Annotated in this window: 15 protein-coding genes; 4 read left to right on the forward strand and 11 right to left on the reverse strand. The window is 37.8% G+C overall.

Annotated features, from left to right (window positions below):
- The first annotated feature begins 10 nt into the window (after positions 1-10).
- Positions 11-1,222 (forward strand): PQQ-dependent sugar dehydrogenase, encoded by a 1,212-nt coding sequence (locus tag ACILP5_RS06145; protein ID WP_395617776.1) that lies wholly within the window; start codon positions 11-13, stop codon positions 1,220-1,222.
- Positions 1,223-1,442: 220 nt separating this feature from the next.
- Here ACILP5_RS06145 and ACILP5_RS06150 read toward each other — a convergent pair whose 3' ends face one another.
- The 4 genes from ACILP5_RS06150 to ACILP5_RS06165 are packed head-to-tail and all read right to left on the reverse strand — an operon-like array spanning position 1,443 to position 5,228.
- The gene (locus ACILP5_RS06150) at positions 1,443-1,928 is read right to left on the reverse strand and encodes a hypothetical protein (RefSeq protein WP_395617777.1); all 486 of its coding nucleotides are present in this window, start codon (positions 1,926-1,928) and stop codon (positions 1,443-1,445) included.
- 7 nt (positions 1,929-1,935) lie between these two features.
- Positions 1,936-3,186: a hypothetical protein gene (locus ACILP5_RS06155; RefSeq protein ID WP_395617778.1), complete on the reverse strand. Its 1,251-nt coding sequence runs from the start codon at positions 3,184-3,186 to the stop codon at positions 1,936-1,938.
- Between the two features lie 42 nt (positions 3,187-3,228).
- Positions 3,229-4,272 (reverse strand): hypothetical protein, encoded by a 1,044-nt coding sequence (locus ACILP5_RS06160; RefSeq protein WP_395617779.1) that lies wholly within the window; start codon positions 4,270-4,272, stop codon positions 3,229-3,231.
- A 2-nt stretch (positions 4,273-4,274) separates the two neighbouring features.
- Positions 4,275-5,228, reverse strand: coding sequence for a DUF6175 family protein (locus ACILP5_RS06165; protein WP_395617780.1), 954 nt, complete (start codon positions 5,226-5,228; stop codon positions 4,275-4,277).
- A gap of 155 nt (positions 5,229-5,383) precedes the next feature.
- On the opposite strand from ACILP5_RS06165, the gene ACILP5_RS06170 reads away from it, so the two are divergent.
- Positions 5,384-6,256, forward strand: coding sequence for a bestrophin family protein (locus tag ACILP5_RS06170; protein WP_395617781.1), 873 nt, complete (start codon positions 5,384-5,386; stop codon positions 6,254-6,256).
- A 3-nt stretch (positions 6,257-6,259) separates the two neighbouring features.
- Here the strand turns inward: ACILP5_RS06170 and ACILP5_RS06175 are convergent, their stop codons facing one another.
- From ACILP5_RS06175 to ACILP5_RS06185, 3 genes are read right to left on the reverse strand one after another with little or no spacing between them, the layout of a single operon-like run.
- Complete coding sequence (locus ACILP5_RS06175) at positions 6,260-7,504, reverse strand: ectonucleotide pyrophosphatase/phosphodiesterase (RefSeq protein ID WP_395617782.1); 1,245 nt, start codon at positions 7,502-7,504, stop codon at positions 6,260-6,262.
- A complete protein-coding gene (locus tag ACILP5_RS06180) occupies positions 7,505-8,740 on the reverse strand; it encodes a DEAD/DEAH box helicase (RefSeq protein ID WP_395617783.1) in 1,236 nt (411 codons plus the stop codon).
- A 16-nt stretch (positions 8,741-8,756) separates the two neighbouring features.
- A complete protein-coding gene (locus tag ACILP5_RS06185) occupies positions 8,757-9,686 on the reverse strand; it encodes a hypothetical protein (protein WP_395617784.1) in 930 nt (309 codons plus the stop codon).
- 148 nt (positions 9,687-9,834) lie between these two features.
- Between ACILP5_RS06185 and ACILP5_RS06190 the strand changes: the two genes are divergently transcribed.
- Positions 9,835-10,494, forward strand: a complete 660-nt coding sequence (locus ACILP5_RS06190; RefSeq protein ID WP_395617785.1) for a hypothetical protein — start codon at positions 9,835-9,837, stop codon at positions 10,492-10,494.
- On the opposite strand, the gene ACILP5_RS06195 is transcribed toward ACILP5_RS06190, so the two are convergent.
- From ACILP5_RS06195 to rsmA, 4 genes are read right to left on the reverse strand one after another with little or no spacing between them, the layout of a single operon-like run.
- Positions 10,491-10,817 (reverse strand): nucleotide pyrophosphohydrolase, encoded by a 327-nt coding sequence (locus ACILP5_RS06195; RefSeq protein ID WP_395617786.1) that lies wholly within the window; start codon positions 10,815-10,817, stop codon positions 10,491-10,493. The two genes, ACILP5_RS06190 and ACILP5_RS06195, sit on opposite strands and share 4 nt — an antisense overlap.
- A gap of 2 nt (positions 10,818-10,819) precedes the next feature.
- Positions 10,820-11,269 (reverse strand): D-aminoacyl-tRNA deacylase, encoded by a 450-nt coding sequence (dtd, locus tag ACILP5_RS06200; RefSeq protein WP_395617787.1) that lies wholly within the window; start codon positions 11,267-11,269, stop codon positions 10,820-10,822.
- A gap of 3 nt (positions 11,270-11,272) precedes the next feature.
- Positions 11,273-12,649: a magnesium transporter gene (mgtE, locus tag ACILP5_RS06205; RefSeq protein ID WP_395617788.1), complete on the reverse strand. Its 1,377-nt coding sequence runs from the start codon at positions 12,647-12,649 to the stop codon at positions 11,273-11,275.
- A 51-nt stretch (positions 12,650-12,700) separates the two neighbouring features.
- The gene (gene rsmA / locus ACILP5_RS06210) at positions 12,701-13,483 is read right to left on the reverse strand and encodes a 16S rRNA (adenine(1518)-N(6)/adenine(1519)-N(6))-dimethyltransferase RsmA (RefSeq protein ID WP_395617789.1); all 783 of its coding nucleotides are present in this window, start codon (positions 13,481-13,483) and stop codon (positions 12,701-12,703) included.
- A gap of 72 nt (positions 13,484-13,555) precedes the next feature.
- Here rsmA and ACILP5_RS06215 point away from each other — a divergent pair, with 72 nt between their 5' ends.
- Positions 13,556-16,723 carry a PAS domain S-box protein gene (locus ACILP5_RS06215; protein ID WP_395617790.1) on the forward strand — a complete coding sequence of 1,056 codons (3,168 nt, stop codon included), beginning with the start codon at positions 13,556-13,558 and terminating at the stop codon, positions 16,721-16,723.
- The last annotated feature ends 23 nt before the right edge of the window (positions 16,724-16,746 follow it).

The following is a 16,746-nucleotide window of genomic DNA, read 5'->3' on the forward strand; positions in this document are numbered from 1 at the left end:
TTTAAATACGATGAAGAAAATCCTTACTCTGTGCTTACTAGCACCCTCCCTCATTTTTGCGCAAGAAATTAAAGTTCCAGCAGGATTTCACGTGAGTGAAATTGGAAAAGAGCTAGGTGCCACCCGTCATTTAGCTGTTTCGAAGCAGGGCGATGTTTACGCGAAACTGTCCAAACTTAAGGATGGGAAAGGGATCGTCTTATTAAAAGATAAGGACAAGGATGGGGTTTATGAGGAGCAAGCAATGTTTGGTAATTACACAGGTACAGGCATTGCGATTCAAGAGGATTATTTTTATGCTTCGTCTAATAAAGGAGTTTTTCGCTATGCTTTGAATGCGAATGGGGAGGTAGCTGATTGGAATAAATTCGAAACGATTGTAGATGGCTTGCCGGATCATGGTCGGGATAATGCGAAGTCATTCACGTTTGATCAAGATCGCAAGAACATCTATGTGACGATTGGTTCTTGGAATGATCCGTGCAGAGTGCCTGGGACAGGCAAGGGGATGAATCCGTGTGCGATTTTAGATTCGGCGGGTGGTGTTTGGCGCTTTGATGCTCAAAAACTGAATCAAGGTTTTGCGGATGGTACACGTTTTGCGACGGGATTAAAGAACGCGGTAGGTATTACTTGGAATAATTCGACGAAGTCAATGTTTGCAATGGCCCATGGACGCGGTCAGTTTCATGATTTTTATCCACAATATTATACGCCAAAACAAAGCCAGGAGCTTCCTGCCGAGGCCATGTATGAATTTAAAAAGGCAGGTGATGATGCAGGCTGGCCTTATATCTACTACGACCATATCCAAAAGAAGAAAATCGTAGCTCCTGAGTATGGAGGAGATGGAAAGAAGACAGGTGGAGAAAAAGCGTTAGATCCTGTAGTAGCATTCCCAGCCCACATGGGCCCCAACGACATTTTGTTTTACACTGGGAATAGTTTTCCATCACGCTATAAAAATGGAGCATTTATCGCTTTTCATGGTCAATCAGCTGAATTGAAGAAAGGTTATTTCGTGGCCTTTGTTCCATTTAAAAACGGTAAACCTTCCGGACCTTGGGAGATCTTTGCGGATAATTTTTCTGGACAGGATTTAGCAAAACCGACAGGGCCTATCGAACACCGTCCATGTGGATTAGCACAGGGTCCTGATGGCTCCTTATTTGTGTGTGATGATTTGAATGGAAGTATTTGGCGAATTAGTTTCAAGAAATAATAGGCTTTAGGCTTCTTGAATGACCACTATGTTATCTAATTTTAATTTCAAGTCATTTAATTCAGAGATTTTTGCTCTAGTTTATGCTTTTAAATCAAAAGTCAAATATTAAAATTATGATGAAGCTTACATATAAAATGGTTTTGCGTACCTGAGAGTCTTTTTGCCTGCTAAATAAAGACCTTTATTGTTATTAACAGAAAAATAATTTCATTTAAAATCACATTTTATTTTTTGCTGATTCTATTTCTCTAAAATAAATAAATACGAATCTTTTAGAATCTATACTTTCAAAATTGGTGAGTAATTCAAGACCTTTTGTGAAACCTACTGAATTTTGTTTGATGATTTCAATTGTTTCAATTACTGATGTTAATTCATCCTTTGACTTATTTTCAGTAGTTTTAATAATTATGTCGCTATTTGTAGATGCCCCATTTATATAAGTATTTGCTTGTGATTGTGCTTTTACCTGAGCAATCCTATTCAAAATTGATGGGTCCGGATATTTTGATTTATCAAAACTAATTACAGAAACTAAATATTTTTTATCATAATCTTCCATAATCTTAACTCCTTCAAACGGAGTTGAAGTATACATCCTTTTTATAAAATTTGTTAAACTTACTTTGTCATCATTTATTCCTTGAGAAAATGAATTTATAGACATTGATAAGAATATAAAAATTAGAATTAAGTATTTCATAGATGTTTTATTTTTCGTCAATTGAAGAAATAACATATTCTGTTATTTTATTGATTTCTTGAAGGGTTTTAATGTCATTAATTGAAATGTTGATTATTTCTTTGTCTTGAGGAATGTTATTTATTGCAACAATTAAACCTGGATCTGCAATAAAAATGCTAAATGGTATATATGAACTGTATTTCCAGTATTTTTCTTCTCTATTTTCTCCGAACATTTTATCTTTTAAATTCGAAATGAAATTAAATCGTTCATTAATATATCGATTTGAACTATATAATGTTTCTATGGATGAAATCCATGCTGAATTTCCTGTTGTGATAGTGCCTTCTTTTGGTAATCCAAAAGTGTATAAATTGTCAGAACCGTTATTTTTTATATATTTTTTATATATATTTTTTGAAAATTTCGCTAAATCATCTGAACCTAATTTTATTTCATTTACCCCATTATTGATTTTGAAATTTAATGCGCCCAGAGTAATCTCTTGAAATAATTCTTTAATTAACTCTAAGGATTTTTCTGTTCTAAAAATTAGGTGATCATATTCCGTATCACTGATTGAAATACTAAGTGGATATAGTTCTTTGCCGAGATTAAGATAATTAAGTTGCTCTTCCTTAATTAAAGCGATCCCTTTTAAAGTTTTATATAAGTAGGATGAAATATTTTTAACATTTTCATTAGTTACAACACTTACGTTTAATCCTATTTTCCAATTTTGATTATCACTACTGGTTGCAATTGGGTTATTTACTTTCAAAGAATAGTTAAAAGATTTCAATGTGATTGAGTGTACAATTTCATATAAGTCTGAAATTGCCTTGATTTCGTTTTTCTCATTAAATATTTGTTGTTTTATATTAAAAGCGAACAAATTGCCTTTAAATTCAGCATTAATTCCTTTGCTTTCTACAAACGAGGTAAGTTTGGATATAGATACAGTAGCTGAAAGAGATGTTAAATATCCGTCTGAAGGAGTATTCAACTCAGAAATAATATCAAATTTTTGAATGTTACCATTTGAAACAGAAACGATTTCATCTTTGACTAATTGGTCATTCATCAACTCCGTTTTTGAAGAGATAAATGTTCCGAATGCCTGTTCAATGGCATTTCTTAATGCATTTTGCTTTGCTTCCTCCGCCGTTTTTCCTTTTCCATTGGCAATAATAGTTACAATCTTGTCATTATTTGATTGTGCGATTAGCAAGGAATTAACGGCTAGAATGAAAAATAATGAAATTAAAATTTTCATAGAATTTTGTAATTGTTATTGAATCAAAAAAATATTTAGAATTTATTTCCAGTTTATGTTGGAATATGAAACTAATTTTGGTTGGTTATTTAAGTGCTTTACAGCAATTTTTCTAAACGTTAATATGCGAATTTTATCTAATTCGAAATTTCTAGAAGATTGTTTATCTCTAAATGAATCGTCCCTTTTTGCTTTATCTGCAGCGATTTTGATTTCTTCTTTTTTAATGGCTAGCTGATCTTCATATTGTTTTAAAATGAATTCGAATTCCGCTTTTTCATCTGCCTTTAATTTGTCTTCTATAGTCTTAAAAAGTGCGTCAATTTCAGATTGACAGGAAGCTAATGGATCAATTTGATTTAAAATTAAACCCGCTTTTTCGGCAGCTTCTTTAGTCTGTGAAACAGACCATATGGATTTAGCAGTCTTTAATTTTGCTAAACCTTCCATATTGATTTTACTTTGATGTATTTTAGTCAAGGTGTCTAAGCTTTTAAAATAACAGTCTTGGCAGATTTCAGGAATTAATGAAAGTTGAAAAATAGCCTCATCAAACTTATTTTGTTTTGTTAAAGATTGAGCATTCTTTAAGTTAAAGTCGCACCTAGTATTGTAATAACTTATGATTTTGGACTTTCCTTCTTCTAGAAAAAATTTGATTTCCTTATTTTGGGGATTTATTTTTTTTATTGCGTCAATTAATGCTTTATTTTCATTACCCCCGACTCCTTTTAGATGAAGATTTGTTGTAGAAAATACGACGTTATTAATAGCATCTCCAACAAAAAAAGAGATATCTATTGATAAAGCTACCATCATAGGTGGGCCGGCAATTATATCCTTACTTTCAACATTTAAATTTGATGTTATTATAAATTGTGGATTTATAACACTGCCTCCCATTCCATTGGCGCTAGTAATCTGGTTTAATTTAGTGTTTAGTAATGCTTTAGCTTCATCAGGAATCTCCATAGTTTTTGGCAAGTAAGAATTCAATATAATTCTACCAAAATCATCAAGTTTTTCTTGAGCATTACTAAAACTAATTTTAATTAATAAGATTACTATGATGAGTAGTTTTTTCATAATTATTTTTCTCCTAAGACAAGAATGGCTTCTCCAAGGCCTCTTGTCATTAATTTAGCATCAATATTTAATGGAGGTGACTTCAATTGTTTTTGTAAGCCTCTTGCAAATTGACGTGCATCTAATGCTTTATTATTTAAATCAAATAATGGTATTCTTGCTTGTTCAAATCTTATGAGATTTTCACTAGCATCTGCTTCACTAAATCGTCCCTTTACCGTATGATTATTCATCCAATCATTAATATAATCTTTGATTTCTTTTCCTTCAATTTCAGTTTCTAAATCCTTGTCCCAATTATTCCATTTTTTAACAGTTAGCACGATTTCTCTACCATTAATAAACATATCGTCAAAATGAGATTGTAATTGACCAACAAATGGATCTATATTGGATAAAATAGCATTTTGGAGTAAAATGGGTACAATATCTGTATTATTTGGAATTCCATTTCCTGAAGACGCAGCAATTCTTTTATTCGAGTAAGCATCAAATGCTTCGAGAATAAATGATACAACTTTGCCCTTATCTGTTTTGCTAACTTTCCACCAAATTTGAATATTGATATCCGCTTTCGCCCTATTTCTTAATTTATCCAATGGGCTTTCTGAAAGAGAAGTGCCGCTTGTAGAACTTGCAGTCATGTTATCTTCTGCACTTCTAACTTCGATAGCTTTAATCTCTTGTTCCGCATCTTTTAGTGGGAACCCTCGCTCAATCATCAAAGATCCTATTTTTGAAATTACTTGTCCTATTTCTGTATCCTGTTGAAATGCTTGTTTATAATTAGGTGTTTTTTGAATAATCCCTTGATTATTGAATTCAGTCATAAAAAACCTTTGTTCGCACCAATTGTCACTCGGAAGAATCATAAGGGTAGGTTTTTTTGCTTGACCAAATACAAAATTTGTCATTATTGTTAACCCGAAAAGTAAAATTTGTTTATTTAATTTCATATTAGGAGCCTGTTTTTAAGGGTATAATTTCTCTAAGTTAATTTCGTTTTTAGGTATTTTCAATTTTGAAGGTATTAATTTATCTAATGGTAGTTTTTATTAATATAGATTGAGACCTTTTTTTACAGATTTTTTTTTGGCTAATTTACATATCTATGGTACAATACGATACAAAAGACTGGATAACCTTTATTTTTCGTTTTCATCAATCGGATACATTTCGGAAATTATTGCCTTTGATGGTTTTAATTGGGGTGTACTCAGGAATAATTTGTTTTTTAGAAGAAGAAGTTTTTCATCTTGGGGAGGATAGTTTAGTTAAAAACATTTCTGTGATGCACAGTATGTTAGGATTTGTTATCTCTTTATTGCTAGCCTATCGGACTAATACGGCGTATGATCGTTGGTGGGAAGGTCGAAAATTGTGGGGTACTTTGGTAAATAACAGTAGAAATTTAGCCTTAAAAATAGTCGTCACCTTAGAAAGTGAAATAGATCGTCACTTTTATCAAAAAGTTATCCCTTTGTATGCTCATATTCTTCAAAAATATTTAGCAGATGATGAGTCAGGATTAGTCTTATTCGAGGGTCTTGATTTAGATATCGACCATATGAAACATAAACCTAATCAGGTAGCGAAAATGCTTTATAAAAAGTCGGATGAATTATATAAATCAGGTAAAATCTCAGGACATCAGTTACTCTATTTAAATACCGAATTACAATCTTTTACGGACGTATGTGGTGCTTGTGAGCGGATCAAAAATACACCTATTCCTTATTCTTACAGTGCATTTATTAAGAAATTCATCTTCTTTTATGTAATGACTTTGCCTTTTAGCTACACCTTTATTTTGAGCTATTATGTGATTCCTGTGGTAGTTTTTATTTTTTATGTACTAGCAAGTCTGGAATTAATTGCAGAAGAAATTGAGGATCCTTTTGGAAACGACGCAAATGATTTACCTACGGAGAAGATTGCTGCTAATATTAAAAAGCACGTAGACGAAATATTCGTCTCAAATTAAACGCTATTTCAAGGCTTTTTGTAGCGCATTTATGTTGCCATCGATGGCATTAGGGTCGTAGTTTAAACCTAATATTTTGGCCACAAAAGGATAGACGTTTACGTTCTCAAATCCATCTAATTTAAGTCCAGATTTGATTGCTGGCCCCCATGCCTGAAAGCTAGCACGCATTTCTGGATGCAGGGGATCAAAACCGTGTTTGCCTTTAGAGGTTTTGCGAGTGGATAGGTTAAAAACTTGAGGAAGTTTAGGCACTAGTAAAAGATCGCCTAAACGATTATAGCGATCATCAGATTTACGGTAATGCCAATGTGCTGGAGTCTCGTCCATTTTATATGTCGTGAATCGCGAATCCTTTTTTAATTCCTGGTAGGTTGAGTCAATTTTCGAAGGATCTCTGGCATACACATGCAACAACGCATCTCCCCAGGGCACCTGAAACGAAGTTGTATTCAATGGTGCGGGTTTACCTATTGTATTCACATTGTCCACTTCTTTCATCCCGTGGTCTGAGACAAAAACGAAATTAATGGGTAACCCTAGAGGCGCAACCGCTGCTTCTAACTCTGCTATAGCTTTATCTACAAATTGCACGGAATTTTTAACGCGTGGATCCTCAGGACCATATTCATGGGCATCATGGTCGACCTCTGGAAAATAAAAGGTTATTAAATGAGGTCTTTTTTCGGCTGGAAGAGAAAGCCAATTTTTTACTTGAGCTATTCGCGATTTAATATCAATAAGCTCGTTATATACATAATAATAGGAGGGATAGGTGTCCTGAATATTAGCTTCTGATGCGACCCAATAGAAGCTGGCCGCCATCATTTGCTGTTTCTCAGCTAATACCCAAAGCGGAGTTCCTCCATACCATTTCCCTTCGCCTACCATTTTCTTGTTGGCCATTCGGTACTCTTGGCCTGAATTCACATCTAAATAGGTGTTATCTACTAAACCATGGTGAGCAGGATATAAGCCTGTTACGATGGAATAGTGGTTTGGGAATGTTAAGGTGGGGTAGGAGGCCTGCATGTAGCTTGCCTTCACGCCTGTTGATTCTTTTGATTGAAGGAATTTTGCTTCAAATTTATGGGAAAAATCGGATCGGAAACCGTCCGCTGAAATCAAGATGACATAGGGCTTATCTTGTTGGATTTTTGCGTTAGATCTACCCGCAATGATGTGTTGGGTGGTATCTTGAGCCCAGGCACTGAGGCTAATCATCAACAATAAAGCCAGTTTTCTCATTTATTTCTTTTTCCAAAATTTACCGCCAGCCGGCTTTCCGCCAGACTTCCCTTTATATCCGCCGAATGAGCTTTTTTGAGCCGCAGGATTATATTCAGGCGTCTCTCCAAATTCCTGGGGAACAGCCGCCTTCGTTACTTCTTTTTCTAATAAGTCCTCAATTGTTTTGAATTTACGTTGCTCAGACTCTGTAATAAAAGTATAGGCCGTTCCTTTTGTCTGTGCCCGTGCGGTACGACCGATGCGGTGAATATAATCCTCTCCGTCATTTGGTACATCGTAATTGATCACGAGTTCAATTTCATCGATATCAATTCCTCGGCTCAAAATATCAGTAGCAACTAAAATCTTTGTTTTCTTATTTCTGAAATCTTGTAAAACTTGCTCACGCACCTCTTGCTCTAAATCAGAGTGAATCTCCTCAACAGAGAATCTAGCTCGTTTTAAATCTGAAGTAAGGGATTTGACATTCTGTTTTTTGGAACAGAAAACAATGACGCGGGTATAATCCTGAAGTTTTAATAGATGCTTTACCAGCGGGCTTTTTTGCTTTTCATATACCACAAAAGCTTCTTGTACGATTTGCTCTGGTGGTTTCGAAACTGCAATATTGATTTCAACAGGATTCTGTAATAATTTTTGGGCCAAAGTCTTCATCTTAGGCGCAAAAGTCGCTGAGAATAACAAATTCTGGCGTTTCTCAGGAAGGTATGAAATGATTTTCATCAAATCATCCGAGAATCCCATGTCAAGCATACGATCTGCCTCATCCAAAACTAAAAAACTACAATGCTTCAGATTCACATAACCCATATTTAAATGGGCAATCATACGGCCTGGAGTACAAACTACGATATCGACCCCACTCGTCAAAGCTGTTTTTTCTGTCGTAAAGGAATTCCCATCTCCTCCTCCATAAATCGCAATGGAGCTCACATTCGTGAAATAGCCTAAGCCTTCCATATTTCCAGCAATTTGAATCGCTAGTTCTCTAGTAGGAACAATGATTAAGGCATTAATGTGCTCTTCTGGATGAGGTTCAGTGATTAATTTGTGGATGATGGGAAGTAAAAACGCTGCGGTTTTGCCGGTTCCTGTTTGGGCTGAGGCTAAAATATCGCGGCCCTCTAAAATAGGTTGTATAACTTGGGATTGAACCGGTGTAGCGGTTTTGTATCCCATGGAACTGATACCGTCTAAAATTTGTGGGCTAAGCCCGAGTTCTTCAAATGTCAAAATCTGTTTGTTTATTTTACCTCGGTAAAGGAGGGCATTCTTTGGGTGAAGGTATGTGAAATATAACTTGGAATTGTGTTGTTACGACATGATCCGTTGTGTAGGGTCTTTTAGCTGGAATTAATAATTTAGGATTGAATACCTTAGTTATATTCGTACCGGCTTGTTGTGGAAAAATGCTGGGAGTTAAATTTGTTAGATATCCCAGCTCAAAACCTAAATCAATTTTATCATTCAATTTATAGCGTAAGCCTAAATGAAGGGGGATGGCGATTCCAATAGATGGAACTACTTCAGCTGGGTTAGTTATGGTTTCGGAAAAAGTGCTTAAAGAGGGTGCAGGTGCAGGAGTGGGTAGTGGTGTGGGAGGTAGTAGATAATAATTTAATATTTTAGGAGCACTCTTCAATCCTCCAGAATAGCCTGGTCCATCCGTTCTTGAAATACTTGGGTTATTGGATACGACAGAAATCCCAAGTGATACATAAGGTTTAAATGCACTTCTTTTGAGTACATATTCATCATTTCCAAGTATTTCATAGAGGCCTTTTACACCGATTTCAACGATATTATTGCTAGTCGAAAAAACCATATTTTGCAATGTGCTATTAGTCGGAATTTTAGTGAAGTTAACTTCATCACCCTTTATTTGAATGAAATTGCCGCTAAATCGGTAACTGAATTTTTTGTGAAAATGTCGGGTAAAACTGGCTCCAAAATTAAATGAAGTTTTGGAGTTGATCCAATTAGAAAAATAGGTTAAATCATCGCTTGAGTAGAAATATTGCGAACTTCCTGCACCTAATGTAATGGAATTGTGTGCTTGAAAAGGGGCTCCTTTATATCCCTTTTGACGCTTTTGTTTTTGAAACCACATTTGTTGTGCACTACTCGTAGGTTGATAGAGCAAAAAAGAAAGTAGAGACAACAAAAGTATTCGAATCATAATCAGTTAAATGCTAAGCTTTAAAACAAATATACTCATAAATCGATAAACGCTAAGAGCTTGTATTTATTTTGCTCAGCTAATTTGGAATATTTCTAACTTGCTTCTAACCGCAAGCTTCGGTAATTTTAAGTATAATTCTGTAACCATGAAAAAAATCGTACTCCTTTTATCCCTCGCTGTTGTAGGTGCTTGTTCTTCTAATTCAGAAGTCAGTGTTCCCACTGAAAATTTAAACGAGGTTTTAGCCTGTGTCGATGCGAAAGGTTTAATCACGAAATACGGCGAAAAGTCGGTTATTCTAGATACTTCCATCATCTCGGGAGATGATACCTTGAAAGGTGCCATTATTTTCCCAGGTACAGCGAAAGAAGCTAATGTATTTTTTCATGAGGGGAAAATTTCTGATGTTAGTATTCAAGGTGATAATTCAGCCTGGAAAACCTCATCAGGTTTGCATTTAGGGCTTACATTACAGGAGGTTGAGAAAATAAATACGAAGAATTTTACCATTTCTGGTTTTAACTGGGCGCATGGTGGTTCTGTCGTTTCCTGGGAGGGAGGTAAATTAGCAGGTGATAGCACCTTGACTCACCAAGTCTCTTTCCGAAACAAACGTCAAAATATAACGGTAGAAGAATTCAATAAAGTGTCAGGTGAGGCAGAGTTTGATGTGCGTCATCCATCGATTCAACAAATGAATCCAACCTTAGAACAAATTACTATTTTGAAGCCCTATATCCCATCGAAAGAGGAGGGTAAAGGAATTGCAAAGAAGATTCAATCCAGCCAAATACCTGTTCGCTAGGTTAATTTAGGGTTATTCTTGTGGCGGTCCGCATCCCGTTCCGTCTTCTTTAAGAGGTTTTGTTTCAGAGCCTCTCCTAGGTTTACCCCTGTCTGATTTGCTAGACAAATTAACACAAACAAAACATCCGCCATTTCGTCTCCTAAGTCCTTATTTTTGTCTGACTCTTTCTCTGATTGCTCTCCATAGCGTCTAGCGATAATACGCGCGACTTCCCCCACTTCCTCAGTTAACATCGCCATATTAGTTAACTCGCTGAAATAGCGAACACCTACGGTGTTGATCCACTCATCTACTTGTTGTTGTGCGTTTGAAATAGTCATAATTAAGGATTTTTAGAGTCGATGATGATGGTCACGGGGCCATCATTCGTGAGATTAATTTGCATATCGGCACCGAAAACGCCGGTTTGTATCTTATTACCTAGTTTATCAGATAATGTAGTAATCATTAGTTGATATAACGGAATCGCTTGTTCTGGGCGCGCCGATTCTAGAAAACTAGGGCGATTGCCTTTTTTCGTGTTAGCGTACAAGGTAAATTGACTCACAAGTAAAAGTTCGCCATGAATGGCCTCTAGATCTAGGTTCATTTTACCTTCTTGATCCGAGAAAATACGCAATCCTGCGATTTTGCCAGCTAAATAGGCTACATCTTCCGGTGTATCATCCACATGAATGCCTAGTAAAACTAAAAAACCTTGTTGGATCGATGCCTGCAAGGCACCTTCTATGTGAAGAGTGGCTTGGCTGACGCGTTGAATGACAGCTATCATAATTTATAAAAGCCAATAAACAATCAAAAAGTAGACACCATAGCCTAGAATGTCGTTTGTCGTCGTTATAAATGGACCAGAAGCCACAGCAGGATTAATCTTTAATTGATTTAGAACTAGAGGGGTGATCGTACCCATTAAGCTAGCCAGCATAACCACAGCAAATAAGGAAAGAGAAACGGTCATGGATAACATGATTTGGCCTGAATCTACTAATAAAGAGCATCCGAAAGCGAAAACCGCTGCAATTAAGGCGTTAATTAAAGCGACTAGCAATACTTTTTGGAGACGTTTACCCAGCGTAGTGTCTAATCCACTCTTGTCAGCTAAAGACTGGACAATTAAGGAGGAGGATTGAATTCCTACGTTTCCACCTGTAGAACCAATTAGGGGAATAAAGGCGGAAATGGCAGGTAAAATAGAGATGGTGTCATCGAAACGATCAATGATTTTCGCAGCTAAAAAACTACCCACCATGCCACCAATTAACCAAGGTAAACGAGAACGAACTAATAACCACACAGAGTCATCTTCCTCTACGTCCTCCGAAATACCGGCCATGACCTGTATATCTTCTTGCGCAGATTCGGTAATAAAATCGACCACGTCATCGATGGTGATTCGGCCTAAAAGACGGCCTTGAATATTGACTACTGGAATCGCTTCTAAATCGTATTTCTGCATTAAATCAGCCACTTCCTCGCCAGAGGCATAGGTCTGAACAGATACGATTTCATCATCCTCGTAGACGTCAGCGATTTTAGAACCTCGCTTTGCTAAGATGATTTTCTTTAAGGAAACGGTACCTAATAATTTGCCGTCATCATCAATGACATAGACGGAATATACTTTCTCTACATCCTCTGCCTGTTTGCGGATTTCCTCCACACATTCAGTTACTGTTTGGGATATATTAATCTTAATTAATTCTTTCTGCATTAATCCGCCCGCACAATCTTCGTCGTAATGCATTAAGTCGATAATGAAACGTGCCTGTTCGCGGTCTTTCAGGAGGGCAATTACCTCCTCGCGAACCTTAACCGGTTGTTCATTTAATATATCAACGGCATCATCGGAATCGATAACGTTAATGTAGGTGGCTATTTCCTTCGAAGTGAAGTTTTTTAGAAATTTTTTACGATCATCAGAATCAAGTGTCGAGATAATTTCTGCGGCGATTTTAGTGTCAATTAATAGCACTAAATATTTTGCTTCTTCTGTTGTTAACTCGATTAAAATATGGGTGATATCCGCAGGGAATAATTCATCTAATTTTAATAAAATTTCCTCATTCGCCTGATTTTCGATTAACAAGCGGATGTCCTCTAGGAACTCTTTAGTAAGTTCAAACGGAAGGTGATTTGGGTTTAATTCTTCCATGCTTTGAGGGTATTTTAAATGAAACAGCGCAAATTACGAAAATTAGCTCGATTAAGCGCCCTGGTAACCATTATCTTTCCATAAAATCGTTAACTCGGTAAACTCCGCTACTCCTAATTGTTCCGCTCTTTTACTTAAAAGAGGATGTTCTGGTAATTGCAAGGCTCTGAGCGCATTACGTAAAGTTTTGCGTCGTTGGTTGAAGGCCATTTTTACCAAAGACTTGAATTTAGCGGGATCACATTCCAGTTTTTTGTCCCAATTGCGGACCAGGCGTATGACTCCAGAGTTCACTTTAGGGGGAGGAGTAAATACCTCGGGTCCTAAGCTAAATAGGTATTCAATATCGTAGTGAGCCTGTAAAAGCACACTTAAAATGCCATAATCCTTATTACCTGGTTTAGCCGCCAGACGAACAGCTACTTCCTTTTGTAGCATTCCCACCACTTCGATGCATTGGTCTTTGTATTCTAAAATACGGAAGAAGATTTGAGTAGATATGAAGTAAGGGAAATTGCCCACAATGGCAAATTTTTCCTCGCCAAAGATGTTTTCTAAAGGATAACGCAAAAAGTCCCCATCGATTAACCGAGGACCCGTAAACTCTAAATAGTTTTTACGCAGGTACTCTACGGATTCTTGATCGATTTCGATGAGAGAGGTCTCGTATTCGGTTTTTTTGACCAAAAACTGTGTCAACACTCCCATTCCAGGCCCAATCTCCAACACTTTCGTATAAGCACCAGCCGGCTGTAAGCCATCGACGATACGCTTTGCGGCGTCTAAATCATTTAAAAAATGTTGTCCTAAACTCTTTTTTGCTCTTACTTGCACCGGGTCTGTGGGGTTTAAGGAGTAAAATTAAGCCCTTTTTTGTACATTTAAGCAAAATTTTCGATTTAAGGCATGGAGGATAGGCAGGCCCTGATTAAAACATTGGATTCCCTGAAGCTTTTTGGCATCGTAATGGCGCTCGATGGCACTATCTCGCATGCAAATGGGTATACACACCAGTTGCTGGGTTATAATCCCGGTGAATTAAATGGGCAGGATTTCTTTACAACTCTTGTTCCTGACGGAGAGAGTGAAATTCGCCGAAATTCCTTTGATAAGGCCATTCAAACAGGTGGATTATTCGAAGAGCGCGAACGAAATTACAAGACTAAATCAGGATCAATTATTTGGGTAGAGGTGGCTTCTACGGTGGTTAGTGATAATTTCCTGAGTATTATAGGGGAGGATGTCAGCGAGAAGAAGAAAGTATCGGAGGCCCTTACTCGATCCAATGCCCAATTACAAGACTTGATTAACAATACAACAGACCTCATTCAAATCACAGGTGTGACGGGCCGTTTCCTTTTCGTAAACCGCGCTTGGTTAGAGACGATGGGCTACACAGAGGAGGAAGCGAGAGATTTGAAAATGCAGGATGTACTTCACCCGGAATTTGCCCACCTGACGCAGGCGCAATTTGATAGTTTATCAAAAGGGGAAGAAATACCAGAATTTACGGCTGTATTTAGACGCAAAGATGGGCGACGTTTGTATGTATCAGGATCAGCTACCTGCCGGTTTGATAGAGGAATCCCTACCGCCTATCGGTGTATTTTACATAATTCCACGGCGAAAGTTCGGGCTGAGCGGGCGAATAAATTATTCTCTTCCATCTCTCAGGTAGCCATTAATTCCTCGAATCTGGATGATTTGTTTGTGAATATTCACAAGCAATTAGGCGAGGTGATTGATGTGAAGAACTTCTTTATCGCGCAATATGATCCAGGAAAGAGCTATATCTATTTCCCTTATTACATCGATGAATACTTTAATTCTAGGGTGCACTTTACGAAGCGTCGCTTAGGGAATGGGTTGACGGAATATGCTTTGATGGCGAATAAGCCCCTGATTTTGCACGATGATGAGATTCATCAATTAGCCGCGGAGAAGAAGATTTATCTCTATGGAGTGGTTCCTAAAGTCATGCTTTGTGTTCCCCTGCGTATCGGTGATCGAGTGACAGGGATTATTGGAGTGAAGTCTTATGAGCGTGCGAATAAATACGAGAACCGAGATTTAGAGTTATTGGACTTCATTTCGGGTCAAGTGGCGATTGCGATTTCGAGGAAGCAGGCGGAAGAGGCTTTGGCCAGAGAAACAGCCCGATTAAATTCCATTTTCGAGAGCTCCTCTCACCTCATGTGGTCTGTGAATAAGCGGTTGATGCTAATGAGTTTTAACCACGACTATGCAGATCTGTTAGAGCAAGAGTTAGGGATTAAGCCGCAATTGAATTTTAGTTCGGAGACAATGGGCTTTAAAATGATGGCTCCCGAACAGCGCAAAGTGATGGAGGAGCACTATAAATTAGCCTTTAGAGGTTCCAAGCAACACTTTGAATTATGCTTGAAAAAGAACGACGGAACGGATCGTTGGTTAGAGATTTATCTGAACCCTATTTTAGATCAAGGTATTATTTCTGAAGTTTCTGGTATCGCTCGGGACATTACGGACTTGAAGAAGTACCAAAGCGAGTTAGTCGATGCCCGTGAACAGGCGGAACACTCCTTGAAAGTGAAGGAACAGTTTTTAGCGAACATGTCTCACGAGATTCGTACACCGATGAATGGAGTGATCGGAATGGTGGATCTATTATGCGATACGCCGCTGGATGATGATCAACGCGATTATTTGCAAACGATACGTAAGTCTTCGGAAACGCTATTACATATTTTGAATGATATTTTGGATTTGGCCAAAATCGAGGCAGGTAAAATGGTGCTGCATCCAACTGATATTTTATTAGAGGATGTATTCGATCGTCTGATGGCCTTATTTACGCCACTAGCGCACCAAAAAGGGAATAAGGTTTCTTATAAGCTCGATGATAAGGTTCCTGCTTATGTGAAAGCTGATGAGACGCGTCTATTGCAAATTCTTTCGAATTTAACTTCGAATGCTTTGAAGTTTACAGAAAATGGTTCGGTTTCTATAGCCGTGAAGCCACTATCTGTAACGTCCGAATTCACTGAATTAGAAATACGTGTAACAGATACAGGGATTGGTATCAGTCCTTCGAATCTGCAAAAACTCTTCAATACATTCCAGCAAATCGATAATTCTACTTCAAAAAATTATGGAGGAACGGGATTAGGTTTAGCCATTTCCCGTGAGTTCTGTAAGATGATGGACGGCGAGATTGGAGTAGATTCGGAGGAAGGAAAGGGAAGTACATTTTGGTTTAGGATTAAACTTGCGGTAGGTGATTCGGCTTTAGCTGCGAAGACAAAGAAGGTAACGGATGTATCGATTGCTGGAAGTCTACAGTCAGTTCATGCGCGCATTTTACTAGTCGATGATAATGCCACAAATCGCAAGGTAGCAGGTCAGATTCTACTCAAAGCCGGTTGCGAGGTAATTATGGCTTCTAGCGGTCAGGAAGCGATTTCTATCATTCAAAAAGATATTCGTTTCGATTTAGTTTTAATGGATATTCAAATGCCTGAGATGGATGGGATGGAAACAACTCGTAGGTTGAAGGCATTAAATTTAGCGGGTATGCAGCCTATCGTGGCTATGACGGCCTATGCGATGAAAGAGGATCGCGAGCGATTCCTAGCAGCGGGAATGGATGATTATTTAGCCAAACCGATCAGGGCACAGCAGTTAATTCAAACGGTATCGCGCTGGGTTGCTGAGGGTCACGGTTCCGTAGGGGAGAATTTAGCTGCGACGGATTTCGTGGTAGATGAGGAGGTTTTGGCCTCGCTTTCTGATGCTGTGGGCGGAGACCCTTCCTTCGTAAAAAGCATGTTAGAAGAGTTTATAGTGGAGGCCAAAGAACAGATCGCTGCTGCCATTTCTGCTCACGCTGCTGAAAGCTGCAAAGGCGTTCAGTCGGAGCTGCATACCTTAAAGGGGAATTCAGGCACCTTAGGTGCCGCTCAAGTGCATTCGATTTGTGAAAAAATCGAGTTGAAGGCCAAAGTCTGTGACTTTGAGCATTTCGCCTCCGAAATTGTCGATCTACAGATTGCTCTGAAGAATTTCGAAGACGCGATTAAAGCCAAATTCGCCTAATATGCGCCATTTTGGCGTGTTTT

It is taken from the genome of Aquirufa sp., assembly GCF_044239315.1.
GTDB lineage: Bacteria > Bacteroidota > Bacteroidia > Cytophagales > Spirosomataceae > Aquirufa.

Excerpts from the sequence above, each read along its gene's own strand:
- ACILP5_RS06145 (WP_395617776.1), top strand. The coding sequence starts at position 11 with ATGAAGAAAATCCTTACTCTGTGCTTACTAGCACCCTCCCTCATTTTT.
- ACILP5_RS06150 (WP_395617777.1), bottom strand. The coding sequence starts at position 1,928 with ATGAAATACTTAATTCTAATTTTTATATTCTTATCAATGTCTATAAAT.
- ACILP5_RS06155 (WP_395617778.1), bottom strand. The coding sequence starts at position 3,186 with ATGAAAATTTTAATTTCATTATTTTTCATTCTAGCCGTTAATTCCTTG.
- ACILP5_RS06160 (WP_395617779.1), bottom strand. The coding sequence starts at position 4,272 with ATGAAAAAACTACTCATCATAGTAATCTTATTAATTAAAATTAGTTTT.
- ACILP5_RS06165 (WP_395617780.1), bottom strand. The coding sequence starts at position 5,228 with ATGAAATTAAATAAACAAATTTTACTTTTCGGGTTAACAATAATGACA.
- ACILP5_RS06170 (WP_395617781.1), top strand. The coding sequence starts at position 5,384 with ATGGTACAATACGATACAAAAGACTGGATAACCTTTATTTTTCGTTTT.
- ACILP5_RS06175 (WP_395617782.1), bottom strand. The coding sequence starts at position 7,504 with ATGAGAAAACTGGCTTTATTGTTGATGATTAGCCTCAGTGCCTGGGCT.
- ACILP5_RS06185 (WP_395617784.1), bottom strand. The coding sequence starts at position 9,686 with ATGATTCGAATACTTTTGTTGTCTCTACTTTCTTTTTTGCTCTATCAA.
- ACILP5_RS06190 (WP_395617785.1), top strand. The coding sequence starts at position 9,835 with ATGAAAAAAATCGTACTCCTTTTATCCCTCGCTGTTGTAGGTGCTTGT.
- ACILP5_RS06195 (WP_395617786.1), bottom strand. The coding sequence starts at position 10,817 with ATGACTATTTCAAACGCACAACAACAAGTAGATGAGTGGATCAACACC.
- dtd (WP_395617787.1), bottom strand. The coding sequence starts at position 11,269 with ATGATAGCTGTCATTCAACGCGTCAGCCAAGCCACTCTTCACATAGAA.
- mgtE (WP_395617788.1), bottom strand. The coding sequence starts at position 12,649 with ATGGAAGAATTAAACCCAAATCACCTTCCGTTTGAACTTACTAAAGAG.
- ACILP5_RS06215 (WP_395617790.1), top strand. The coding sequence starts at position 13,556 with ATGGAGGATAGGCAGGCCCTGATTAAAACATTGGATTCCCTGAAGCTT.